The organism is Spongiactinospora sp. TRM90649, from assembly GCF_029382225.1.
Lineage (GTDB): Bacteria > Actinomycetota > Actinomycetes > Streptosporangiales > Streptosporangiaceae > Spongiactinospora.
The window spans coordinates 107396-130010 of record NZ_JARLTC010000035.1 but is presented as its reverse complement, the minus strand read 5'-3'; the positions used below and the strand labels follow the sequence as shown (position 1 = coordinate 130010).

19 protein-coding genes are annotated in these 22615 nt (G+C 72.0%); 9 read left to right on the top strand and 10 right to left on the bottom strand.

Annotation, left to right across the window (positions count from 1 at the left end; genetic code table 11):
• Positions 1 to 2: 2 nt before the first annotated feature.
• Entirely contained in the window at positions 3 to 1358 is a 1356-nt protein-coding gene (gene hutI, locus P3X83_RS34465) for an imidazolonepropionase (protein ID WP_277309520.1), read from the bottom strand.
• Between the two features lie 105 nt (positions 1359 to 1463).
• Here hutI and P3X83_RS34460 point away from each other — a divergent pair, with 105 nt between their 5' ends.
• Genes P3X83_RS34460 through P3X83_RS34435 form a run of 6 tightly spaced genes read left to right on the top strand, consistent with a single transcriptional unit; the run spans position 1464 to position 6644 of the window.
• The gene (locus P3X83_RS34460; protein ID WP_277309519.1) at positions 1464 to 2162 is read left to right on the top strand and encodes an IclR family transcriptional regulator C-terminal domain-containing protein; all 699 of its coding nucleotides are present in this window, start codon (positions 1464 to 1466) and stop codon (positions 2160 to 2162) included.
• A gap of 20 nt (positions 2163 to 2182) precedes the next feature.
• Positions 2183 to 3385, top strand: coding sequence for a M20/M25/M40 family metallo-hydrolase (locus P3X83_RS34455; RefSeq protein WP_277309518.1), 1203 nt, complete (start codon positions 2183 to 2185; stop codon positions 3383 to 3385).
• Between the two features lie 50 nt (positions 3386 to 3435).
• Entirely contained in the window at positions 3436 to 4245 is an 810-nt protein-coding gene (locus tag P3X83_RS34450; RefSeq protein WP_277309517.1) for a hypothetical protein, read from the top strand.
• Positions 4238 to 5056 (top strand): alpha/beta hydrolase, encoded by an 819-nt coding sequence (locus tag P3X83_RS34445; RefSeq protein WP_277309516.1) that lies wholly within the window; start codon positions 4238 to 4240, stop codon positions 5054 to 5056. The genes P3X83_RS34450 and P3X83_RS34445 overlap by 8 nt, the downstream gene beginning before the upstream one ends.
• Positions 5053 to 6219, top strand: coding sequence for a thiolase domain-containing protein (locus tag P3X83_RS34440; protein ID WP_277309515.1), 1167 nt, complete (start codon positions 5053 to 5055; stop codon positions 6217 to 6219). The genes P3X83_RS34445 and P3X83_RS34440 overlap by 4 nt, the downstream gene beginning before the upstream one ends.
• Complete coding sequence (locus P3X83_RS34435) at positions 6216 to 6644, top strand: Zn-ribbon domain-containing OB-fold protein (protein ID WP_277309514.1); 429 nt, start codon at positions 6216 to 6218, stop codon at positions 6642 to 6644. Before P3X83_RS34440 ends, P3X83_RS34435 begins: the two co-directional genes overlap by 4 nt.
• A gap of 6 nt (positions 6645 to 6650) precedes the next feature.
• Here P3X83_RS34435 and P3X83_RS34430 read toward each other — a convergent pair whose 3' ends face one another.
• The 5 genes from P3X83_RS34430 to P3X83_RS34410 form a co-directional block, all read right to left on the bottom strand.
• Positions 6651 to 8426 (bottom strand): ABC-F family ATP-binding cassette domain-containing protein, encoded by a 1776-nt coding sequence (locus P3X83_RS34430; RefSeq protein ID WP_277309513.1) that lies wholly within the window; start codon positions 8424 to 8426, stop codon positions 6651 to 6653.
• A 13-nt stretch (positions 8427 to 8439) separates the two neighbouring features.
• Positions 8440 to 9372 (bottom strand): 4-(cytidine 5'-diphospho)-2-C-methyl-D-erythritol kinase, encoded by a 933-nt coding sequence (locus tag P3X83_RS34425; protein ID WP_277309512.1) that lies wholly within the window; start codon positions 9370 to 9372, stop codon positions 8440 to 8442.
• Entirely contained in the window at positions 9302 to 10273 is a 972-nt protein-coding gene (locus P3X83_RS34420; RefSeq protein ID WP_277309511.1) for an NlpC/P60 family protein, read from the bottom strand. The genes P3X83_RS34425 and P3X83_RS34420 overlap by 71 nt, the downstream gene beginning before the upstream one ends.
• Before the next feature lie 84 nt (positions 10274 to 10357).
• Positions 10358 to 11212 (bottom strand): 16S rRNA (adenine(1518)-N(6)/adenine(1519)-N(6))-dimethyltransferase RsmA, encoded by an 855-nt coding sequence (gene rsmA / locus P3X83_RS34415; RefSeq protein WP_277309510.1) that lies wholly within the window; start codon positions 11210 to 11212, stop codon positions 10358 to 10360.
• Positions 11213 to 11239: 27 nt separating this feature from the next.
• Positions 11240 to 12037, bottom strand: coding sequence for an RNA-guided endonuclease TnpB family protein (locus P3X83_RS34410; RefSeq protein WP_277309509.1), 798 nt, complete (start codon positions 12035 to 12037; stop codon positions 11240 to 11242).
• Between the two features lie 392 nt (positions 12038 to 12429).
• On the opposite strand from P3X83_RS34410, the gene P3X83_RS34405 reads away from it, so the two are divergent.
• Both P3X83_RS34405 and P3X83_RS34400 read left to right on the top strand, forming a co-directional pair.
• Positions 12430 to 14016 carry a serine/threonine-protein kinase gene (locus P3X83_RS34405; protein ID WP_277309508.1) on the top strand — a complete coding sequence of 529 codons (1587 nt, stop codon included), beginning with the start codon at positions 12430 to 12432 and terminating at the stop codon, positions 14014 to 14016.
• Complete coding sequence (locus tag P3X83_RS34400; RefSeq protein ID WP_277309507.1) at positions 14016 to 15431, top strand: hypothetical protein; 1416 nt, start codon at positions 14016 to 14018, stop codon at positions 15429 to 15431. Before P3X83_RS34405 ends, P3X83_RS34400 begins: the two co-directional genes overlap by 1 nt.
• 65 nt (positions 15432 to 15496) lie before the next feature.
• Here P3X83_RS34400 and P3X83_RS34395 read toward each other — a convergent pair whose 3' ends face one another.
• Genes P3X83_RS34395 through P3X83_RS34385 form a run of 3 tightly spaced genes read right to left on the bottom strand, consistent with a single transcriptional unit; the run spans position 15497 to position 19445 of the window.
• Positions 15497 to 16393: a TatD family hydrolase gene (locus tag P3X83_RS34395; RefSeq protein WP_277309506.1), complete on the bottom strand. Its 897-nt coding sequence runs from the start codon at positions 16391 to 16393 to the stop codon at positions 15497 to 15499.
• Positions 16365 to 18152 carry a methionine--tRNA ligase gene (gene metG, locus P3X83_RS34390; RefSeq protein WP_277309505.1) on the bottom strand — a complete coding sequence of 596 codons (1788 nt, stop codon included), beginning with the start codon at positions 18150 to 18152 and terminating at the stop codon, positions 16365 to 16367. Before metG ends, P3X83_RS34395 begins: the two co-directional genes overlap by 29 nt.
• Positions 18153 to 18194: 42 nt before the next feature.
• Positions 18195 to 19445, bottom strand: coding sequence for a glycosyltransferase (locus P3X83_RS34385; RefSeq protein ID WP_277309504.1), 1251 nt, complete (start codon positions 19443 to 19445; stop codon positions 18195 to 18197).
• A gap of 100 nt (positions 19446 to 19545) precedes the next feature.
• Here P3X83_RS34385 and P3X83_RS34380 point away from each other — a divergent pair, with 100 nt between their 5' ends.
• Complete coding sequence (locus P3X83_RS34380; RefSeq protein WP_277309503.1) at positions 19546 to 21114, top strand: hypothetical protein; 1569 nt, start codon at positions 19546 to 19548, stop codon at positions 21112 to 21114.
• On the opposite strand, the gene P3X83_RS34375 is transcribed toward P3X83_RS34380, so the two are convergent.
• Positions 21059 to 22594, bottom strand: coding sequence for a phospholipid carrier-dependent glycosyltransferase (locus P3X83_RS34375; RefSeq protein WP_277309502.1), 1536 nt, complete (start codon positions 22592 to 22594; stop codon positions 21059 to 21061). The two genes, P3X83_RS34380 and P3X83_RS34375, sit on opposite strands and share 56 nt — an antisense overlap.
• Positions 22595 to 22615: the final 21 nt, after the last annotated feature.

Genomic DNA, 22615 nt, shown 5'->3' with positions numbered 1-22615 from the left:
TCTCACGACTCCATATCCGCGTTGCTCGCGACGGGCACCGGACGCTCCGCGCCGTGCACCACCGCGCCGTCCTTGATCACCGACGCCACGAGGTTGACTCCGAACTGGTTGACGACCATCTCGTGCGACGGGACGGTCCAGATCACGACGTCGGCCCGCTTGCCCGGCTCCAGGCTGCCGATGTCGGCGTCCCTGCCCAGCGAGACCGCGGCGTTGATGGTGCTCATGTGCCACGCCTCGCCGTACCCGAGCCGGTAGAGCCGGGCCGACAGTTGCATGACGGTCTGCATGGACAGGGTGGGGCTGCTGCCGGGGTTGTAGTCGGTGGCCAGCGCGACCAGCGCGCCCGCGTCGATCAGCCGCCGGTAGCGCCGGGCCAGCCATGGCCGCCGGGGTTCCGACCACTCCGGTTCGCCGGGTGCGGGCACCATGTCCATCAGGTGGTAGCTGACGCCGGGCAGCAGGGTCGCCACCGTGGCCGAGTCGCCGAACATCCCGATGGCCCGGTCGGAGACGTGCTCCAGGTGGTCCGCCGACGCGGCGCCGATCTCGATCGCCAGCTCGGCGCCCCCCGCGTGACCGGTCTGGTCGGCGTGGACGCGTAGCCGGTAGCCGTGCTCGTGGGCGGCGTTCGCGATCCGCAGGCACTCGGCGGGGGTGAAGCCGGCCGGGTCGCAGCACACGTCGCAGAACTCGGCCAGGTGGCGCACCTCGGGCAGTTGCGCGACGACGCCCGCGAGGTGGCGGTCGCGCGGCACTCCCCTGGGCGGAACGTGCGCGCCCAGGAACGTTCCCACCAGGTCGATCGGGTGATCGAGGGCTGCGGTGATCTCCAGGATCCGGCGTTCGGCGACCGGGGTGAGGCCGTAGCCGGACTTGGCCTCGGCGGTGGTCGTGCCGTGCGCGAGCATCGTGTCCAGGCGGGCCAGCGCGCCGTCGCGCAGCCTCCGGTCGCCGGCCGCGCCGGTCACGCGGGCGGTGTGCTCGATGCCGCCGCCCAGCGTGCCGCCTGTGCCGCCGCCGACGCCGAGCACCTTGCGGCCCCACTCCTCGTGCCGGAAGCCCTCGTGCACCAGGTGCGTGTGCGCGTCCACGAATCCGGGGGTGACCAGCCGTCCGGTGGCGTCGATCACCTCGCGCCCGCTGTGGCGGGCGAGGATCTCGGCCGTGCCGCCGACCGCCACGATGCGGCCGCCGTCGATGGCCAGCGCGCCGTCGGCGAGGCGTTCCGGACGGCCCAGCGCCGCCCCGCGAACCCCGCGCCCCGACGCGGCGCGGCAGGTGAGCACTTCGGCGGCGTGGACGACGACGAGGTCGACGGGTGTCGGGGCCTCGCCGCTGGACAGGTCGCCGCTCATCTGCCACCCTTATCATCTAGTAAAAACCGAAGGTCACTAGATGAAAGCACACGGCCGACGGCAAGGGCAAGACTCAGCGCACGACGACCACGGAGGACGAACAGGGTGTCCACAGACAACGGCCCGGCGCCGACGCGCACCGTAGAGCGGGCACTGACGCTGCTGGTGGAGGTCGCCACGAACGACGGCCTCGGCCTGGTGGATCTCGCCCGGCGGGTCAATCTGTCACCCGCGACCGCGCTGCGGCTGCTGCGCACGCTGGAGGCGACCGAGTTCGTGCGGCGCGACGAGGAAGGCGCCTACCACGGCGCGAGCAGGCTGATCCAGGTGGCGGTGACGTTCATGAGCAGCGTCCCGCTGTACCGGCTGGCCGAGCCGCACCTCGCCGCGCTGCGCGACGAGGCGGGCGAGAGCGCCTACCTCGGCGTCGCGGGCCCGCAGGAGACGGTGCTGTACGCGCGCCTGGCGGAGAGCGACAAGTCGATCCGGCACCGCGGCTGGCTCGGCAAGACCGTGCCGCTGCACGGCACCGCGATCGGCACCGCGCTGCGCGACCAGTGCGGCGAGCAAGGGTACTTCTCCGAGAGCCACACCCTGGAGGACGGCGTCACGGCCATCGCGGCCACCGTCCACTGGCCGGACGGCAGCGTCGCGGCGGCGATGAGCGTGGTCGGCCCCACGTTCCGGCTCCCCGACGCCCAAGTGCAGAAGATCGGAAACCTGGTCGCGTCACGCGCCCAGGCCCTGTCCAGGGAACTCGGGGGCCCGGACTACGACGAAGCGTCGGCATCGGCCGACCACTAACCAAGGTGATGGTGACATACATGGACATTCCCCGGGAGGACGTCGAACGGGTCGGAAAGCTCGTCGACGACAACGCCGGCCGCATCGTCGGCTTCCTCCAGGACTTCCTCCGCATCCCCAGCGTCTGGGGCGACGGCCCCGCGCTGACCGACGCGGCCGAGTTCCTGGCCCGGCCGCTGCGCGAGGCGGCGGTGCCGGTCGACCTGCCCGCCTCGGGCACCGACGGGATGCCGAACCTGCTGGCCAGGTGGGGACCCGGCAGCGACGACGGGCTGATCTTCAACGGCCACATGGAGGTCTATCCGCCCTCGGAATCGTGGACGAGAGACCCGTTCGGCGGCGACCTGGCCGACGGGCTCGTCTACGGAGTGGGCGTGGCCGACATGAAGGCCGGGACCGCCGCGATGACCATGGCGGTGACGATGCTGGCCGAGGCGGGGCTGCGGCCCGGCCGCGACATCACGGTGCTGGCCGTCCCCAACCACTTCGAGGGCGGCGAGGGCACCCGCCAGGCCCTGCGCGACGGCCTGCGCGCCGCCTACGCGATCAACTGCGAGCCCTCCGACCTGCGGGTGCTCACCGGCCAGCGTGGCATCGCGTACGTCAACGTGGACGTACGCGGCAGAGCCGCCCACACCACCGCCTTGGACATCGGCGTCAACGCCGTCGCCCGCGCCGCCGAAGTGGTCCGCGAGGTCCTCGCCATGCCGATCACCGACGCCGCCGGGCGGGTGCTGCCCGACGTGAAGGTGTGCAACGTCGCCCAGATCGCGGGCGGGGTCGCGCACAACCTGGTCCCCGAACACTGCCGGATCACCTTCGACGTCCGCTTCCCGCCCGACCAGACCCAGGACGACGTCCTCCGCGACATCCGGGGAGCGGTGGCCCGCGCCCTCGACGACCTGGACGAGTTCCCCGCCGACGTGGCGCTTGAGGCCACCTGCCTGAAGAATCCCCGCAGCTCGCTGCGGATCTCCGGCGACGAGACGATCATTCAGACGCTCGGCTCGGCGCACCGGACGGTCACCGGGCACACGCCCGGCCTGGACACCCACAAGGCGTGGCCGGACACCCCGATCTTCTGGGAGGCGGGCATCCGCGCGGCCACCTACGGCCCCGGCTCGATGGACTGCTACTGGGACGACGAGTTCGTGCCCGTCGCCGACTACCTCACCGCCGTCAAGACCTACGCCGTGGCGGCGCTCGGCCTCACCCGGGCATGAGCGATTCGTTCACGGACCTGAGCACAGGTTTGATCAAAGAGGGGAACCCGATGTCCCAGGACGCCGCACCGGCCGTCGGCACGCGTTCAAGCAGTGCCCGTCATGTCGCCCGTCATGTCGCCGGTCATCCCGTGGAAGCCCACGACACCACGGCGGACCCGCCGTACGCCGCCGAACTGTCGGTCCTGCTACGGCTGCTCGCGCAGGTCCGCCCGGCGGGTGACGCGGAACTGGTCTCGCTGAGCTGGGACCGGCACTCCCCGCCGCCGCCGGTCCCCGGGACGGACGACGACTCCGGCGTTCGGCTGGAGGCCACCGTCACCCGGTTGGCGCCCGGCGCGGACCCCTCGCACGCGATGATCCACCAAGCGGTGCACGTCATGGACGACCACGACCGGGTGCGGGCCCGGTCGTCGGTGGCGTGGAGCGCGCCGACCGCGCCCGGCGGAGGCCGGGAACTGGACGCCGCCGACTTCGCGTCGGTGCGCTGGGGCGCCCGGGTGCGCGAACGGCTCGCCGCCGACGACCGCTTCGCCCCCGCCACCCGCAGCTTCGACGGCACCATCGCGTTCGCGGCCCATGACCGCCAGGTGCACTTCCGGATCTACCGGGGCGCGGTGATCGAGGTGGCCCGCAGGTCGCTCAGCGGTGCGACGTTCACCGTCGAGGGCACCGACCTGGAGTGGGCCCGGTTCCTCACCGCCCCTACCAACGACTTCATCCGCCGCGCCAACGACGGAGGGTTCCGCGCCACCGGCAGCGGCTACCAGTACCTGCGCATGATCAAGGCGATCATGATCATTCTCGACCACGCCCGCGCCCTGGCTCGCGGCACGACCACGGAGGCCACCGGTGCATAACGCCGACTACCTCGACCTGGACGGCAGGCTGGCGTTCGTCGAGACCTGGGCGGGCGCCGGCCCGACCGTCCTGTGCATCCACACCGCGGGGCAGAGCGGCGTGCAGTACCGCCAGGTGGCCCCCGACCTGGCCGAACTGGGCTACAGCGTGGTCGTGGCCGACCTGCCGGGGCACGGCCGGTCCGAACCCGCCGCCGACGGCCCGATCAGCTCCCTGTCCTGGTACGCTGGCTGGTGCACCCGGCTGATGGCGGCGCTCCGGCTGGAGCGTCCCTACCTGCTGGGCTGCTCGATCGGCGGCAGCATCGCGCTGGACATCGCCACCCGGATGCCCGGCCACGTGTCCGGCGTGGTGGCCCTCGACCCCTCCGGGGTGCTCGGCCCCGACGGCCCCACACCGTCTCCCCCGGTGCTGGAGGACTCCTGGTCGCCGAGCATGCGCGACCGCACCTACCTGGGCACGATCGAGGCGTGCGGCCGGTCGGTCCCGGCCGAGCGAGCCGAGCTGATCGCGCTGATGCACTGCCGCGAGGACTGGCATATCACGGTCAGCGACATCCACGGCGCGGTCACCCACGACATCCGCGCGGAACTGACCAAGATCATCTGCCCGGTGCGGGTGCTCACCGGAGAGGACGACTTCTTCGTGCCGCCGAGCCGGGTGCGGCGCGTGGCCGACCTCATCCCGCACGCGATCTTCGAGCTGATGCCGGGCATCGGGCACTACCCGATGGAGGAGATCCCCGACTTCGCGCGGCGCTTCGACGGCTGGGTGCGCGACTTCGACGCCGCCGGGGTGGCGGCGTCATGACCATACGGGGCAGGGCGTACATCGTCGGCGCGTACGAGCACCCGCGCCGTGACATCCCCGACCTGTCGGTGGCGGAGATCCACGCCGAGGTGGCCCTCGGCGCGCTGGCGGACGCCGGGCTGTCGCCGTCGGACGTGGACGCCTACTTCTGCGACTCCGACGCCCCCGGCGTGGGGCCGCTGTCGATGGCGGAGTACCTGGGGCTGCGCTGCCGCTACCTGGACACGACCGAGATCGGCGGCTCGTCGTACCTGTCGCACGTCGGGCACGCCGCCGCCGCGATCGCGGCGGGCAAGTGCCGGGTCGCGCTGTGCGTCATGGGCGGACGCCCGCGCAGCCAGATGCGCGCCGCCGGCCCCGACCTGTCGGGGGCGCCGGAGACGACCTACGAGACGCACTGGGGCATCACCGACACCGTGCACAACTACGCGCTGGCCGCCATGCGGCACATGCACGAGTTCGGCACGACCGGCCGTCAGCTCGCCGAGGTGAAGGTGGCCGCGTCGCTGCACGCCCAGCACAACCCGAACGCGTTCCTGCGCAAGCCCGTCACCGTGGACGACGTGCTGGCCTCACCGATGATCAGCGATCCGCTGCACCGGCTGGACTGCTGCGTGATGACCGACGGTGGTGGCGCGGTGGTCGTGGCCGCCAAGGAGGTCGCCCGCGATCTCCCGCGCCGCTCCGCCGCGATCCTCGGTCACGGCGAGGCGGCCAAGGGCACCGGCAACGGCCGCGTCGACCTCTCCCACACGGGGGCGGTCTGGTCGGGCCCTGCGGCCTTCGCCGAGGCCGGGGTGACCCCCGCCGACATCGACTACGCCTCCATCTACGACTCCTTCACCATCACCGCCCTGCTCGCGCTGGAGGACCTGGGGTTCTGCGAGAAGGGACAGGGCGGCCCGTTCGTCCAGGACGGCACGCTGGTCGCCCCGCACGGCCGCCTGCCGATGAACACCGACGGCGGCGGGCTGTGCAACAACCAGCCCGACAACCGGGGAGGAATGGCACGGATGATCGAGGCGGTACGCCAGTTGCGCGGCGAGGCCGCGACGGAGGTCCAGGTCCCCGACTGCCGCCTGGCGATCGTGCACGGCTCGGGCGGCAGGCTCGCCACCCGAAGCTCCGCCGCCACCCTGATCCTGGGGCGTGAGGACGCATGAGCACATCACTTCCCGAAGCCGGGTTCACCCCGGCGGGAGCGGACGAGGCGTTCTGGGCGGCGACCGCCGAAGGACGGCTGACGCTCACCCGCTGCGAACCGTGCGCCACGGTGATCTGGTACCCGCGGCCGTTCTGCCCGCAGTGCGGCGGGCGTGACCTCACCCGGTTCGCGGCGTCGGGCGAGGCGACCGTCTACTCCTACACGGTGGTGCGCAAGGCGCGCGGCGACTACCGGGAGCTGACGCCGTACGTGGTCGCCTACGTCGAGCTGGCCGAGGGGCCCAGGATCCTGACCAACATCGTCGGCTGCGACCCGGCCGAGGTGCGCATCGGCCAGGCCGTGACGCTGGTCTTCGACCCTCCCAGGCCCGATGACGGGGAGGGGGTCCGCGCCCGGCTGTACCGCTTCCGCCCGAAGGACTGAGGCGGTTCAGTCGCCCAGGCGGTCGGCCACGGTGAGCCAGTCGAGCTCGACCGACTCCTTCTCGCCCTGGAGGGTCTTCAGCTCGGCGTCGAGCCCCGACAGGCGCTCGTAGTCGTCCGCCGCGCCCGCCATCGCGGTGTGCAGGGCCGTCTCGCGCTCGGCGAGGCGGTCCAGGCGGCGCTCCAGGCGGGTCAGCTCCTTGCGCAGTTCGCGCTCCTCCTTGGCCGACATGCCCTCCTGGGCCGGGGCGGCGGGAGCGGGCGCCGGAGGCGCCGACGGGGTGGTGGCGGCGGCCCGGCGGGCCAGGTACTCGTCCACGCCGCCCGGCAGCAGCGACAGCCCGCCGTCGCCGAGCAGGGCCAGCGAGTGGTCGGTGACCCGCTCCAGGAAGTAGCGGTCGTGGCTGACCACGACCAGCGTGCCCGCCCAGCCGTCGAGCAGGTCCTCCAGCTCGTTCAGGGTCTCGATGTCGAGGTCGTTGGTGGGCTCGTCGAGCAGCAGCACATTGGGGTCGTCCATCAGCAGCCGCAGGATCTGCAGCCGCCGCCGCTCGCCGCCAGAGAGGTCGCCGATGACCTTCCACTGCGCCTCGCCCCGGAAGCCGAGGCGCTCCAGGAGCTGCGAGGCCGTCCACTCGCGCTTGCCGACCTTGATGTACTTGCGGATCTCCTCGACGACCTCCAGCACCCGCCGCCCGGGTTCCAGCTCGGCCAGCTCCTGCGACAGGTGGGCCAGCCGGACCGTCTTGCCCCGCACCACCCGCCCGCTGTCGGGCCGGACGGTGTCGGCGAGCAGCCGCAGCACCGTGGACTTGCCGGAGCCGTTGACGCCGATCAGGCCGATCCGGTCGCCGGGGCCGAGCTGCCAGGTGCAGCGGTCGAGCACCAGCGGGCCCGCGCCAGGACCGCCCGCGTGCAGCGTGACGTCTTCCAGGTCGTAGACCGTACGGCCGAGCCGGGCCGACGCGAAACGGACGAGCTCCACGTCGTCACGCGCGGGCGGCTCGTCGGCGATGAGCGCCTGGGCGGCCTCCACCCGGAACTTGGGCTTGCTGGTGCGGGCGGGCGGCCCCCGGCGCAGCCAGGCGATCTCCTTGCGCATCAGGTTCTGCCTGCGCTCCTCGGCCGCCGCGGCGATGCGCGCGCGCTCGGCCTTGGCCAGCACGTAGGCGGCGTATCCGCCCTCGTAGCGCTCGACCGTGCCGTCCACGACCTCCCAGGTGCGAGTGGAGACGGCGTCCAGGAACCAGCGGTCGTGGGTGACGACCAGCAGCGCGGACCTGCGCGCGGTGAGGTGCCCGGCCAGCCAGTCGATGGCCTCGATGTCGAGGTGGTTGGTGGGCTCGTCGAGGATGATCAGGTCGTGCTCGCCGATGAGCAGCCGGGCCAGCGCCGTACGGCGACGCTCGCCGCCCGACAGGTTCCCCGCCCGCGCGGTGAGGTCGATGCCGCCGAGCAGCCCGCCCAGGATCTCCCTGGTGCCCTGGTCGCCCGCCCACTCGTGCTCGGCGAGCCCGCCGAGCACCGCCTGCTCGACCGAGCGCTCGGGGTCGAGGTCGTCGCCCTGGCTCAGCACCCCGACCCGCAGCCCGCGGTTGTGGGTGACGCGGCCGGAGTGGGGCTTCAGCACGCCCGCGATCACGGAGACGAGCGTGGTCTTGCCGCCGCCGTTGCGTCCCACGACGCCGATCCGCTCGCCCGCGGCGATGCCGAGCGAGACGTCGCGCAGCAGCGGCGCGGGGCCGTACGCGTGGGATACCGATTCGAGATTGACCAGATTCATGGCGTGTTTCAGGTTATCGCCGACCGGAGGCGACCGCGTCCGGCTCGTAGCCCAGCGCGCCGCGCACCGGGCCGTGAGCGGTGACGGCGGCGCGGCACACGGCCGAGCCGGTGAGCGCGCTGCGCAGGTCGTCGGCCCCGGACTCGCTCGCGACCAGGAAGGCGCAGGTAGGGCCGGAGCCGGAGACGATCGCGCCGAGCGCGCCGCGTTCGCGTCCGGCGTCGAGGGTGGCGGCCAGCGAGGGCCGCAGGTCCACGGCGGCCTCCTGCAGGTCGTTGGTCAGCTCGGCGCCGAGCGCGTCGGCGTCGCCGTCGCGCACGGCCGCCATCAGCGCGGTGCTCTCCCTGGGCGGCCCGACCCGCTCGCCACGGGACTCGCGCAGGCGGTCGCAGCGGCCGTAGACGGCGGGCGTGGACAGCCCGCCCTCGGCGAGGGCGAACACCCAGTGGAACCGGCCGCCGGTGGTGACGCCGGTCAGCTTCTCGCCCCGGCCGGTGCCGACGGCGGTGCCGCCGAACAGCGCGAACGGCACGTCGCTGCCGATCCCGGCGGCGATCTCCAGCAGCTCGGCGGAGGACAGCCCGAGTTTCCACAGTTCATTGCAGGCGACCAGGGCCCCGGCGGCGTCGGCGCTGCCGCCCGCCATGCCGCCCGCGACGGGGATCGACTTGCGGATGGTGAGCCGGGCGGCCAGCGGCCGTCCCGCCCGCTCCGCGAGCGCCCGCGCGGCCCGGATCGCGAGGTTGTCGTCGCCGAGCGGCACCTCCTCCGACCGGTCGCCGATCACCTCGGTCGAGAAGGACCCGGCCGCCGTGGCGGTGACGTGGTCGTAGATCGAGACGGCGTGGAAGATGTTGACGAGGTCGTGGTAGCCGTCATCGCGCAGCGGGCCGACGGCGAGCTGCAGGTTGACCTTGGCCGGTACTCGCACCGTCACGGAGTCCATCGGGGTGCTCGTCACTCCTCGCCGTGTCCGTGGCCCCGTCATCGAGGCCGCGTCGTATCGTAGCGGCCCCCGCACCGGGCGTGGGACTCGCCGGGACCGGCTCCTGGGCGCTCGGCGTCCCCGGGACGGCCGGGGGCTTGGCCTGCGCTTCCGGGCGTCCCTTGGGCCCCTGCCAGAGCGGCGGGCCGGCGGGCGGCGCGGCGGGTTTGCGCCCCGGGCGCACCGCGCCCCGGTAACGGTGGCTGTAGTACGACGAGGCCAGGTAGTCGGTGGTCCTGACGACGTCTCCGGTCTGTGGGGCGTGGACCATGACGCCGTCGCCCAGGTGCACCCCGACATGGTCGGGGTCGCCCTTGGGCGCGCCGAAGAACACCAGGTCACCGGGCATGAGCCGCTTCCTGGGGATGCGGCGGCCCTGGCCGAACTGGGTGCCGGTGTAGTGGCCGATCGTGACGCCCGCCTGCGCCCAGGCGTACAGGGACAGGCCCGAGCAGTCGAAGCCGACCGTGCGCCTGCCGTGCCCGATGCCGCGCGTGGCGCCGCTCGCTGCGCCGCCGCCCCAGGAGAACGGCACACCGATCATGCTGAGCGCGGCGGTGGCGGCGAGACGGCCCCGCGCCAGGCGGGCGGCCTTGGCCGGGGAGACCGGGGAGACCGGCGTCGCCTCGGCCGTTTGCAGCGCGGTGGTGTCGTATGACCAGTGCACCGACACCCCTCCGAACGCGAGCAGCACATCTGGTGTTTCCGGCCGATTCAGCGCGTACGACAGGGCGAGCGAAATCGGTCCGCCCGCGTTCTGCGCGTCACCGGTGACCGGCGTGGGATCGGCCGGCGCGAACAGCCAGATCGCCGATCCGACCGCCGCCACCTGCGCCCACACGAAACCAGGTGAGATCATCATGCGCCTGGTCTTACCCCGCGAATGAGCCGTTTACAGGGAAAGCGACAGACCGTAAATATCAAGCACTGTCAGAAAAAAGCGGAATCACTCCGCCAAAGGACGATGCTCCGCCACCCTCGCGAAATCCTCCACCGTCAGCCGCTCGCCCCGGTTCGCCGGATCGACCTCCGCCGCCCGCAACGCCCGCTCCGCCGCCGCCGGCGACCCCGCCCAGCCCGCCAGCGCGGCCCGCAGCGTCTTGCGCCGCTGCGCGAACGCGGCGTCCACCACCGCGAACACCTCCTGCCGCGAGGCCGTCGTCGCGGGCGGCTCCCGCCGGGCCAGCGCCACCAGGCCGGAGTCCACGTTCGGCACCGGCCAGAACACACTGCGCCCGACCGGCCCCGCCCTGCGCACCTCGGCGTACCAGGCGGCCTTCACCGACGGCACGCCGTACACCCGCGATCCCGGCCGCGCGGCCAGCCGGTCGGCCACCTCCGCCTGGACCATGACCAGTCCCTTGCGCAACCCGGGCAGCGTGGCGAGCAGGTGCAGCACGACCGGCACGGCCACGTTGTAGGGCAGGTTGGCGACCAGCGCGGTAGGCGGCGGCCCTGGCAGGTCCGCCGCGGCCACCCGCAGGGCGTCGGCGTTCACCACGTCGAGCCGCCCGGCCAGCTCGGGCGCGCGCGCCGCGACCGTCTCCGGTAGCTGCCCGGCCAGCACCGGATCGATCTCCACCGCGACCACGCGGGCCGCCTCCGGCAGCAACGCCAGGGTGAGCGAGCCCAGCCCGGGCCCCACCTCGATGACGACATCACTCGGGTCGAGCCCGGCGGTACGGACGATCCGCCGCACGGTGCCACCGTCGATCACGAAGTTCTGCCCGAGCTTCTTCGTGGGGCGCAGATCAAGTTTCTCCGCCAAACTACGTATCTCAACCGGCCCCAGCAGGCTCACAATGTCACTCCGTTACCTTTAGTGCGCTCAAGTGAGCACACGAGCAGCAGTCCCGCCTTGCGGTGGGACGGTCCCGGTCTGACCGGTGGATGCCGTGCCGGGTTCACGCTTCACAGCCACCTGCCCGCCGGGGCGGGGCTTCCGGTCGGCTCCACGTGCTGCCACCGAGCCACTCCCGGCGGTGTCGAGCTGCGCCGCCAGAGCGGCCAAGTTGCGTGCGGCATTGACGTCCCGGTCCATGACCAGGCCGCACGTCTCACAGGGGTACTCACGCTCGGACAGGGCCAGCTTGGCTTTCACCAGGCCACAACCCGAGCAGGTCTTCGAGGACGGATACCAGCGGTCGGCCACGACCATCCGGCCGCCGTTCCATGCGGTCTTGTACGCCAACTGGCGACGGATCTCGGCGAACCCGGCGTCGGCGATGTGCCGGGCCAGCCTTCGGCCGGTGAGCATACCTGCGACGTTGAGGTCTTCGACCACGACCGTGCCGTGCTCGCTGGCCAGCCGGGTGGTGAGCTTGTGCAGGCCGTCGCGGCGCAGATTTCCCACGCGGGCGTGAGCGCGGCCGAGCCGGTTCGCCGCCTTCCGCCAGCGGTAGGTGCGTTCCGCCGCCCGCTGGTCCATCACCGCCATGACCCGCGCCAGCGCCCAGTTGTGCGCGACCCGGGCGGCCCCGGCATGCGCGAGCACGTCACGCTCCTGCCCTGGGGTGAGGTCCAGGGCGAACCGATACGCCTGAATCGTCTTCACGCTGGGCGGTCCCATGTGGCCGCCCGCACCGGGGGCGGTTCGCAGCGGCACATCGACCGTACGGGCGGGCACGAGGAGACCTGCCCGACATCCGGGTTCGCACTGGTCAGCAATTCACCACCATGATGAGCCGACCAAACCGGTACGTTGGAACGGGCAGCGTCCCAGCCGCGTACTCCCACCGCGCGGTCACATACGAAACCCCGATTACCGCTGCCCCCTCCCTTCAAGTTCACGCCGACAACTATACGGCGCTACATATTGTTAGAAACCTCTAACACGCCAACAGTCGTCGCCCCCATGTCATCCGTCCAAGTGTCCCGCACCGAACCATCGGACAAGGAGTCGTGGCCGTAGATCCGACGGATGGCCGAACCTGCACGAAAGGATCCATCGTGGATAACGTTGCCTTACGGGGGCGCAACGGAGACGACCAAAACTCCACAGCGGGAGCAAGCGCGAAGATGACCACGGACCCTGGTGCGGAACGCCTGAACGAGACGGATCCCGAGACGATCGGACCATACAGGCTGCTGGGCCGCCTCGGGGAAGGCGGGATGGGCACCGTCTACCTGGCCGTCGCCCCGACGGGGCGGCTGGTGGCGGTGAAGGTGGTGAAGGCCGAGTTCGCGGTGGTGCCCGGCTTCGCCACCCGGTTCCACGCGGAGGTGGACAACGCCCGCCGGGTCGCCTCGTTCTGCACCGCGCAGGTGCTCGACAACGGCGACGACGGCGAACGCCCGTACATGGTGACCGAGTACATCGAGGGCCTGCCGCTGTCGCGGCAGATCACCCGGTACGGCGCGCTGGAGCCCGGCCCGCTGCACGGCGTGGCGCTCGGCGTCGCCGCCGCGCTGGCCGCGATCCACGTGGCCGGGCTGGTCCACCGCGATCTGAAACCCGCCAACGTGATCCTTTCCATCTCCGGCCCACGAGTGATCGACTTCGGCATCTCCAGGGCCCTGGACCGCACGCAGGGCGTCACGCTGTCCGGCGAGCTGCTCGGCAGCCCCGGCTGGTGGGCTCCCGAGCAGGTGCGCGGCCTGGCGATCACCCCGGCCGCCGACATCTTCTCCTGGGGCTGCCTGGTCGCCTACGCGGGCAACGGCCGTCACCCCTACGGGCGCGGCGACGCGATCACGCTGGCCACCCGGGTGCTGAACGGCCAGCCCGACCTGGGTGTGCTGCCCGCCCCGCTGAACGAGCTGGTGCGCCGCGCCACCTCCCAGGACCCGGCCGAACGCCCGACCGCGCAGGAACTGGTGCTCGCGCTGGTCGGCGGTGGCATCGCCGCCCCGGCGCCGGCCTTCGTCCCCGAGGAGAGCCCGCCGACGCTCGTCGCCGACGAGATGCTCGCCGAGTCCTGGCAGCCGCCGTCCAACATCGGCGGTGAGGTCACCCAAACGCTCGGTCGGCTCGGGCTGCCGAGCCCGCCGGGCGGCCCCGACACGCTCGTCCCGTTCGAGCAGGGCCTGCCGGACGTGCAGTACACGACCACCGCACCGACCCCGAAGGATCCCAGGCCGCCGCGCACGGGCGGCAAGCGCTGGCTGCTCGCCGCCGCCGCGGCCGTCACCGCGCTCGCCGTCACCGGGGCCGTGCTGGTGATCACCCAGGGCCGCGGCACCGTCGCGTCGCCGCCGGGCAAGAGCGCCCCCGTGGTCGCGAACCGGGTGACCGACGTCGGCCGCAGGATGCCGCTCGGCCCCTTCGTCACGGACCCGCAGCTGGTCATCCCACAGCCGCCGTCCTGCGGCCTGACCAGCTACGGCGAGGCCACCCCCCGGCGCGGCCGGTTCTGCGCGGTGCGGTGGGTGCTGCTGAACACCGGAGGCGAACTGGTGGCGCTCGACCCCGGGCCGATCACGCTGTTCGACGACCGGGGCGCGGGCCACGACCCCGAACCGGTCTCCACGACGCTGCCCTCGGCCCTCACCCCCGGCGCGAAGGTGGACGGCGTGCTGGTCTACGACCTGCCGCCGAGCCGGAGCCCGGCCAAGCTCAGCGGCCGTCTGATCGACGGCGGACGCCAGATCGAGGTGCGGCTGTGATGCGGCCCCTGGTCGCCGCGCTGGCGATCCTGCTGCTGCCGATCGCACCGGCCGCCGGGACGGCTCGGGCGGCCGACTGCGTGAGCACCAAGGCACCGCGCGACTTCGACGGCGACGGCCTGGACGACATCGTCGTGGGCGACCCGTTCGCCGACGCCGGCGGCCAGGCGGGCGCCGGCGCCGTCCAGGTGACGACGGGCACCCCCGTCGCGACCAAGCCGTCGGTGATCACCGTGCCGGAGGCCGCCCCCGGCGACTCCTTCGGCTGGTCGGCGGCGATCGGCCACTTCGACGGCGACCGGTGCGCCGACCTGCTGGTGGGCGCGCCGTACGCGGACAGCGGCGGGCTGCGCGACGCGGGCGCGGCCTACATCGTGTACGGCGGCACCCGCCGCACCGAGCGCCTGACCGCCCCCGAGCCGCAGCAGGACGCGCACTTCGGCTGGTCGGTCGCCTACACCCCCGAGGGCGAGGGCGTGGTGGCCATCGGCGCGCCGCACGAGGACGACGCCGGGGTCCGCGACGCCGGGGCCGTGTACGTGCGCGCCGCCGCCTCCTCCTCCGAAGCGCCCCTGCGGATCACCCAGAACGGCGAAGGCGTGCCGGGCAACAGCGAGGCGGGCGACATGTTCGGCTGGGCGCTGGCCCTGGGACGGCTGGCGGGCGACGCCGCCGGGGTGGACCTCGCGGTCGGCGTGCCGTACGAGAACGAGGACGGCGCCGGACGCCAGGACGGGCAGGGCATGCTCGACACCGGCGCGCTCATCGTCGTGTTCGACCCGCTCACCGGGGGCCGCTCGGGCGTCAGGTGGGGGCTCACCGAACTCGGCGAGGCGGGCGAACCGGTCAAGCCCGGCTCCGGCGACCGTTTCGGCTACGCGCTGGCCGCCGCCGGGGGACGGCTGGCGGTGGGCGCTCCCCTGGCCGACGCCGGGAGCGTCCCCGACGCGGGCCTGGTCCACGTCTTCCGCTCCACGGGCGGGCGCGAGCTGGTCAAGGGCGACACGATCCGCCAGGGCGACGGCTCGACCGAGGGCACGGCCGCCACCGGCGACGGCTTCGGTTTCTCCGTCGCGCTCACTGCCGGCCCCGACGCCCAGGACGTACGGCTGGCCGCCGGAATCCCGTTCGACGGCCCGGAACGGCGCGGCGCGGTACAGCTCGTGCCGCTGGCCGACCGGGCGGGCGACCGGCTGCTGACCTCCCCCACGCCGCGTCCCGACGAGCACTTCGGCTGGGCGGTGGCCTTCACCGGCAACCGTCTCGCGGCCGGTGCGCCAGACTCGGGCACAGGCTCGGGCGGTGGCGGCGCGGTGGGGCTGCTTGGCCGCAACGAGGGGGCGTTCACACAGGTGGCGCCCGCACCAGGCGGGGGCGGCGCGCCGGTGGACTTCGGAGCGTCGCTGGCCGGGTGAGCCCGGCCCCCGTCTAGCGACCTGTCGAGCGACCTCGCCGGGGCCTCGCCGGGGCCTCGCGGGCCCTACCAGGGGCCGAAGGCGGCCTCGCCGTTCGCGTTGACGTGGGCGGCGAGGCGCTCGACCGGGAGCGACTTGACCTCGGCCAGGCAGCGCACGGTGAGCGGCAGCAGCGCGGGCGCGTTGGGCCTGCCCCGGTGCGGGACCGGCGGCAGGTAGGGCGCGTCGGTCTCGACCAGCAGCAGCTCGGCGGGGGCCACGGCGGCGGCCTCGCGCAGCCCCCCGGCGTTCTTGTAGGTCAGCGGGCCGGAGAAGGACATGAAGTAGCCGGCCTCGGCGCACGCCTTGGCGAGGTCGGCGTCGCCGGAGAAGCTGTGGAACACCACGACCTCGGGCGGGCCCTCCTCGGCGAGCACCCGAAGCACGTCGTCGTGGGCCTCGCGGTCGTGGATGACCAGCGCCTTGCCGGTGCGTTTGGCGATCTCGACATGCGCCCGGAACGACGCCTGCTGATCGCCCTTCTCCGCCCAGTCGCGGTAGTAGTCGAGCCCGGTCTCGCCGACCGCCCGCACCTCGGGCAGCCCGGCCAGTTCCTCGATGGCGGCCAGCACCTCGGGGGTCGCCTCATGCGCCGCGTTGGGGTGCACGGCGACCGCCGCGTAGACGTCGGCGTGCGCGGCGGCGGCCTCGGCGCACCACCGCGAGGACGCCAGGTCGTAGCCGACGGTGACCAGCCGGGTCACGCCCGCCTCGCGGGACCGCGAGACGATCGCCTCCACCGTGCGCCGGTCGGCCTGCGCGGCCTGGGCCAGCGGGTCTTCGTTGGCGGCGGCCCGCTCGCCGACCATCACGTCGAGGTGGCAGTGGCTGTCGAAGACCTCCGCCTCCAGGGGAGGAGGCGGAGGCTGCGAACGGCCGCGCGTCACGGCACGCTCACCCGCCCATCCGGGCCAGCTCCTCATCCACGACCTTCGGGTCGAGTTTCGGGAACAGCGGCGTCGGCGGGGCCAGCGGGACGCCGGCGGCGATCGGCCGGTGCTCCCAGCGGGCCGCGCCGGTGTAGTCGCCGGTGATGATCGGGTAGTCGCGCCCGCCCTCTTCGCTCACGTCGTGGATCTCCGGCATGCCCGACCAGACGCCCTCGCCGCCGAGCATGGCGTGGATCTTGTTGGAGGAGGTGGGCAGGAACGGCGTCAGCATCGTTTTGACGTCGTCGACCACCTGGAGCGCGGTGTGCAGGATGGACTTCTGCCGCTCGGGGTCGCCCTTGAGCTTCCAGGGCTCCTGCTCGGCCAGGTAGCGGTTCGCGTCGCGCACGACGTCGAGCGCCTGCGTCGCGGCGTTCTTGAACCGGGACCGGCCGAGTTCCTCGCCCACCGGGGCGAAGGCGGCCCGGGAGCGGGCCAGCAGCGCCCGGTCGGCGTCGGTGAGGTCACCGGCGGCCGGGATCACGCCGAAGTTCTTGGAGGCCATCGAGATCGACCGGTTGACCAGGTTTCCCCAGGCCGCGACCAACTCGCCGTTGTTCCGGTTGACGAAGTCGTTCCAGGTGAAGTCGGTGTCCTGGGACTCGGGCCCGGCCACCGCGATGTAGTAGCGCAGCGCGTCGGCGTCGTAGCGGGCCAGGAAGTCGCGGACGTAGATCACGACCTGGCGCGAGGAGGAGAACTTGCGCCCCTCCATGGTCAGGAACTCGCTGGAGACGACCTCGGAGGGGAGGTCGAGGGCGCCGAGCGCGCCGGGCTTGCCGTCGCGGGCGCCCTGGCCGTTGTAGCCGAGCAGCATCGCGGGCCAGATCTCGGCGTGGAAGACGATGTTGTCCTTGCCCATGAAGTAGTAGCCACGGGCGTCGGGGTTCTGCCACCACTGCCGCCACGCCTCGGGGTCGCCCGAGCGGCGCGCCCACTCGATGGAGGCCGACAGGTAGCCGATCACCGCGTCGAACCACACGTAGAGGCGCTTGTCGTTGCGGTCGCGCCAGCCGTCGAGCGGGATGGGCACACCCCAGTCGAGGTCGCGGCTGATCGCCCGGGGCTGGAGGTCGCCGAGCAGGTTGAGCGCGAACTTCAGCACGTTGGGGCGCCACTCGCCCTGCTTCGCCGAAAGGTAGGTGCCCAGGACCTCGGAGAAGGCCGGGAGGTCGAGCATGAAGTGCTCGGTCTCGACGAACTTCGGGGTCTCGCCGTTGATGCGCGACTTGGGGTTGATCAGATCGACCGGATCGAGCTGGTTGCCGCAGTTGTCGCACTGGTCGCCGCGCGCGCCGTCGTAGCCGCAGATCGGGCACGTGCCCTCGATGTAGCGGTCGGGCAGGGTGCGGCCGGTGGACGGCGAGATCGCCCCCAGCGTGGTGCGGGGGAAGATGTAGCCGTTGTCGTAGAGGCCCTTGAAGACCTCCTGGACGACCGCGTAGTGGTTGAGCGTGGTCGTGCGCGTGAAGAGGTCGTAGGACAACCCCAGCGCGGTGAGGTCTTCGGCGATCACCCGGTTGTAGCGGTCGGCCAGTTCGCGGGCGGTCAGCCCCTCCTTGTCGGCCTGCACCTGGATGGGCGTGCCGTGCTCGTCGGTCCCGCTGACCATCAGCACCTTGTTGCCCGCCATCCGCTGGTAGCGGCTGAATACGTCGGAGGGCACGCCGAAGCCCGATACGTGCCCGATATGGCGGGGCCCGTTCGCGTACGGCCAGGCGACGGCCGTCAATATGTGCTGGGACTGGGACATGCTTCCAAGCCTAGAGCCCTCGCGGGCCGCTCCCGAACCGGTTTACGCCTTGGTGGAGGTGGTTTCCTTGGATTCCTCGGCCAGGGCCTCCCTGGTGACCTGTTCGGCGGCCTCCTCCGCGGCGGAGGCGGCGACGTCGGTGGGGGTCTCCTTGGTGCGGCGAATGCCGAGAATGCTGATGAACAGGGCGGCGAAGATCGTCTGGAAGCTCATGATGAGCGCGGTGGCCGACGGCACGACCAGGCGCAGCGACTCGCGCGGGTTCAGCTCGCTGAAGCCCCTGACCTGCCAGTGGACCAGCGAGGCGACCAGGCCCGCCAGACCCGCCAGGGCCAGCAGCCCGCCGACCACCAGGCCGCGTTCCAGCGTGATCACGTCTACCAGCCGCTTGATCCGCCGGTCTTCCGGCAGGAAGCCCTCCTCGGCCGCGAAGACCTTGGTGAACAGCGCGAACAGCACCGCCTGGAAGCCGATCACCACCATGGCGGAGGCGCCGACCAGAGTGTCGACGTCGAAGGCCAGCTCGCCGATGCGCACCGGGCCGAAGGTCAGCGCGGTGCCCGCGACCACGCCGAGGACCATCATCACCAGGCCGGGGATGAAGAACAGCCAGCGGGGGCTGTAAAGGAGCAGGAAGCGCAGGTGGCGCCACCCGTCGCGCCAGGACCGCAGGTGCGGCGGCCGGGACCGGCCGTCCGGGGACAGGGTGGTCGGGACCTCGCGCACATCGAGGCCCTGCAGGGTGGACTTGACGACCATCTCGCTGGCGAACTCCATGCCGCCGGTCTGCAGCCCCAGGCGGAGGATGGAGTCGCGGCGGAAGCCGCGCAGCCCGCAGTGGAAGTCACCGACCGCCGAAGGGAAGAACAGCCTGCCGATGAAGGAGAGCACCGGGTTGCCCAGGTAGCGGTGCAGCGGGGGCATGGCGCCGGGGGCGATGCCGCCCTTGAACCGGTTGCCCATCACCAGGTCGGCGCCCTCGCGGAGCTGCTCCACGAAAGGGTTCAGGTCGGTGAAGTCGTAGGAGTCGTCGGCGTCGCCCATGATCACGTACCGGCCGCGGGCGGATCGGATGCCGCCGATGAGGGCGTTGCCGTAGCCCTTCTCCTCGACGTGCACGACACGCGCGCCCGCGTCTCTGGCGATCTGCTGTGATCCGTCGGTGCTGCCGTTGTCGGCGATCACCACCTCGCCGTCGATGTCATGCTCACGCATGCAGGCCAGTGCCTTGCGCACGCAGGTCTCCACGGTCTCCGCCTCGTTCAGGCAGGGCATGACCACGGTCAGTTCCACGTCTCAACCCTTCGTTCGCGGCACGTGCAATTTCACTATGATGCCCTCTGACCGGCCGTGTCCGGGTCAAGACCGCCAAACGGCTGGCATCCTTTAACTCATGGTGAGCGTTGTGAACAAGCCGCGGTTGAAGATGCCCGCGGTAGGCAGGGGCATGCGTCCGCTCGCCATACTGCGACGTCATCGGTGGTTCGCCGGTGCGTTCGCGCTCGGCGGCCTGCTGCGGCTGATCACCATGCTCGGCTACCGCCCGGCGCTGTGGTTCAACGACTCTTACGAATACGTCTCGGTCGCGCTGCACCCCTACCGGCCGCATCCCATCCGGCCGAACGGCTACGGCTTCTACCTGCTGGCCATGGAGCCGCTGCACAGCTTCAGCCTGGTGGTGTTCACCCAGCACCTGATGGGGCTGGCCACCGCCGTCCTGGTGTACCTGCTGCTGAGCCGCAAGTTCGGCCTGCCGGGCTGGGGGGCGACCCTCGCCGCCGTGCCGGTGCTCTTCGACGCGTACCAGATCCAGCTAGAGCACCTGATCATGTCGGACGCGCTGTTCATCCTGCTGGTGGTCGGGGTGATCACGCTGGTGCTGTGGCACCGGCGGATGTCCTGGCGCATCGGGGCGGCCGTCGGCCTGCTGTGCGCCTTCACCGCGCTCACCCGCAGCATCGGGCTGGCCATCCTGGCCCTGGTCGTGGTCTACCTGCTGATCAAGCGGGTCGGCTGGCGGCCGATCGCGGCCATGATCACCGCCTGCGCGGTGCCGGTGCTCGGCTACATGGGCTGGTTCGCCAGCACCTACGGCACGTTCGCGATGACCAGCAGCGACGGTCCCATCCTCTACATGCGCACCGCACTGTTCGCCGACTGCCACAAGATGGGCGTCGACAAGCGCGATCTCGACCTCGCGCTGCTGTGCATCGTCGTGCCGAAGGAGAAGCGCGGCATCTCCGGCCAGGGCTTCCTGTGGTGGAACCAGCAGGGGCAGAAGTTCCACATCTTCCCGGCCGGCACCAAGTTCAGCGTGGAGATGAACGAGAACGCCAGCCGGTTCGCGACACGGGCGATCATGTCCCAGCCCGGCGACTACCTGGCGGTGGTGGCGCGCGACTTCTTCCGCGCCTTCCGCTGGGACCGCCCGGTGTTCCCCGACGCCAGCACCTACCTGCAGTACGAGTTCCCGCGCGTGGAGAAACCGCTGCCCTCGTGGGACCTCTACCGGGGCAAGTCCGACTCCGACGCCGAGATCTACGAGCGCGGCTCGGCCGCCACCCAGATCGTCGCGCCGTGGGCCGACTTCATGCAGGGCTACCAGCGGGCCGTCCACCTGCCGGGCATCGTGCTCGGCGGGCTGCTGCTGATCGGCCTGTACGGCGTGGCGCTGCGCTGGCGCAAGCTCGGCGGCCCCGTGCTGCTGCCGTGGCTCGCCGCGCTCGGGCTGATCCTCGCGCCCGCCGCGACGGCCGAGTTCGACTACCGCTACGTGCTGCCCGCCGTACCGCTGGCCTGCCTGGCGGCGGGCATCACGCTGCGCCACGGCGTGCGCGTCCCGGCCCCGCTGCGCCGGGCGCTGACCCACTCACCCGGTGCCACGGGCTCTACTGGCTCTACTGGCTCTACCGGCCGATCCACGAAGGCAGCATCATCCGAGACCGCCACTCCTGATAAGTGAGCAGGTCGCCGACCAGCACCGGGTGCAGCCAGGCGAAGTTGGCCAGCGCCAGCAGGGCGAACGCGCCGACGGCCGCCGCGCCGACCGCCCGCCGGCGCGCGGTGGCGTCGGCGGGGCCGAGGATCAGCCCCGCCACGAGCACCAGGGCGAGCACCATGAACGGGATCAGCGGGGCCATGTAGAAGAGGTACATGGTCCGGTTGTCGGCGAGGGCGTAGTAGAACCACGGCAGCCAGCCCGCGGCGTAGGCGATCAGCACGGCCCCGGCCCGCCAGTCCCGCGTGGCCACGTACCAGGCGATCAGGCCCACCAGGGCGGCCAGCGCGCCGTACCAGATGACCTGCGTGCCGACGCCGTGGATGGCCTGGGAGCACGAGTCGGCCCCACACGCCTTGCTCGACCCCTTGTAGAAGAACGCCACCGGGCGCAGCAGCAGCGGCCACTCCCACGGCTCCGACATGTAGTCGTGGCCGGTCTGCAGGCCGGTGTGGAAGCCGAGGACCTGGCGGTGGTACTCGATCAGGGAGCGGACGGAGTCGAAGACGAAGTAGTACGGCCCCTGCGAGGTGGCCTGCTCCCAGTTGCGGCCGTAGCCGAGCGAGGAGACGAACCACCCGGTCCACGACACCAGGTAGACCCCCGCCGGGATCAGCGCCATGGCAGGGAAGACGCCGGGCAGGTCACGGCGCAGCGCCCCCACGTACGGCCTGCGCACCCCCACCGCGCGCCGGGCCCCGGCGTCCCACAGCAGCGACATGACGGCGAAGGCGATCAGGAAGAAGATCGCGGACCATTTCACCGCGCAGGCCGCGCCCAGGCACACGCCCGCCGCCAGCCGCCACGGACGCCCGCCCAGCCGGGGCCCTTCCGCGCTCAGCGGCGACGACTCGTACCAGGCGACGAGTCTGGCTCTGGCCGCCTCACGATCGGCGACCAGGCAGGCGAACCCGGCCAGCACCCAGAACATCAGGAAGACGTCGAGCAGCGCGCTGCGGCTGAGCACGAAGTGCAGGCCGTCGAGCGCCAGCAGCAGACCGGCCAGGCAGCCCAGCACGGTGGAGCGGGTCATCCGCCGCGCCACGCGGGCCAGGATCAGGATGGACAGCACACCCACCAGCGCCGCGACGAACCGCCAGCCGAACGGGTTCATCCCGAACAGCCACTCGCCCGCGCCGATCATCCACTTGCCCAGCGGCGGGTGCGCTACGTAGTCGGGGCAGGGCGACGCCTCCGGGGGTGTGCACCGCTCCCAGATGTTCAGGTCGCCCTTGAGGATCGCGCGGTCGGCGATCGGGTCCTGGTTGCTGCCGAGCGTCTTGCGCTCGACACCGAAGTTGACCAGCGCCCACCCGCCCTTGGCGTAGTAGGTCTCGTCGAACATGACCGCGTGCGGGCGGCCCAGATCGGTGAAGCGCAGGATCGCCCCGAACAGGGTGACGCCCAGCGGTCCCAGCCAGCCCCACAGCGGACTGCCGGGCATCGGCGGTATCAGGCGTCTGGG

What these genes read in the sequence shown, in the direction of transcription:
- hutI (WP_277309520.1), bottom strand. Translation starts at nt 1,358, where the DNA reads ATGAGCGGCGACCTGTCCAGCGGCGAGGCCCCGACACCCGTCGACCTC.
- P3X83_RS34455 (WP_277309518.1), top strand. Translation starts at nt 2,183, where the DNA reads ATGGACATTCCCCGGGAGGACGTCGAACGGGTCGGAAAGCTCGTCGAC.
- P3X83_RS34450 (WP_277309517.1), top strand. Translation starts at nt 3,436, where the DNA reads ATGTCCCAGGACGCCGCACCGGCCGTCGGCACGCGTTCAAGCAGTGCC.
- P3X83_RS34440 (WP_277309515.1), top strand. Translation starts at nt 5,053, where the DNA reads ATGACCATACGGGGCAGGGCGTACATCGTCGGCGCGTACGAGCACCCG.
- P3X83_RS34435 (WP_277309514.1), top strand. Translation starts at nt 6,216, where the DNA reads ATGAGCACATCACTTCCCGAAGCCGGGTTCACCCCGGCGGGAGCGGAC.
- P3X83_RS34430 (WP_277309513.1), bottom strand. Translation starts at nt 8,426, where the DNA reads ATGAATCTGGTCAATCTCGAATCGGTATCCCACGCGTACGGCCCCGCG.
- P3X83_RS34425 (WP_277309512.1), bottom strand. Translation starts at nt 9,372, where the DNA reads ATGGACTCCGTGACGGTGCGAGTACCGGCCAAGGTCAACCTGCAGCTC.
- P3X83_RS34420 (WP_277309511.1), bottom strand. Translation starts at nt 10,273, where the DNA reads ATGATGATCTCACCTGGTTTCGTGTGGGCGCAGGTGGCGGCGGTCGGA.
- P3X83_RS34405 (WP_277309508.1), top strand. Translation starts at nt 12,430, where the DNA reads ATGACCACGGACCCTGGTGCGGAACGCCTGAACGAGACGGATCCCGAG.
- P3X83_RS34400 (WP_277309507.1), top strand. Translation starts at nt 14,016, where the DNA reads ATGCGGCCCCTGGTCGCCGCGCTGGCGATCCTGCTGCTGCCGATCGCA.
- P3X83_RS34395 (WP_277309506.1), bottom strand. Translation starts at nt 16,393, where the DNA reads ATGAGGAGCTGGCCCGGATGGGCGGGTGAGCGTGCCGTGACGCGCGGC.
- metG (WP_277309505.1), bottom strand. Translation starts at nt 18,152, where the DNA reads ATGTCCCAGTCCCAGCACATATTGACGGCCGTCGCCTGGCCGTACGCG.
- P3X83_RS34380 (WP_277309503.1), top strand. Translation starts at nt 19,546, where the DNA reads ATGGTGAGCGTTGTGAACAAGCCGCGGTTGAAGATGCCCGCGGTAGGC.
- P3X83_RS34375 (WP_277309502.1), bottom strand. Translation starts at nt 22,594, where the DNA reads ATGCCCGGCAGTCCGCTGTGGGGCTGGCTGGGACCGCTGGGCGTCACC.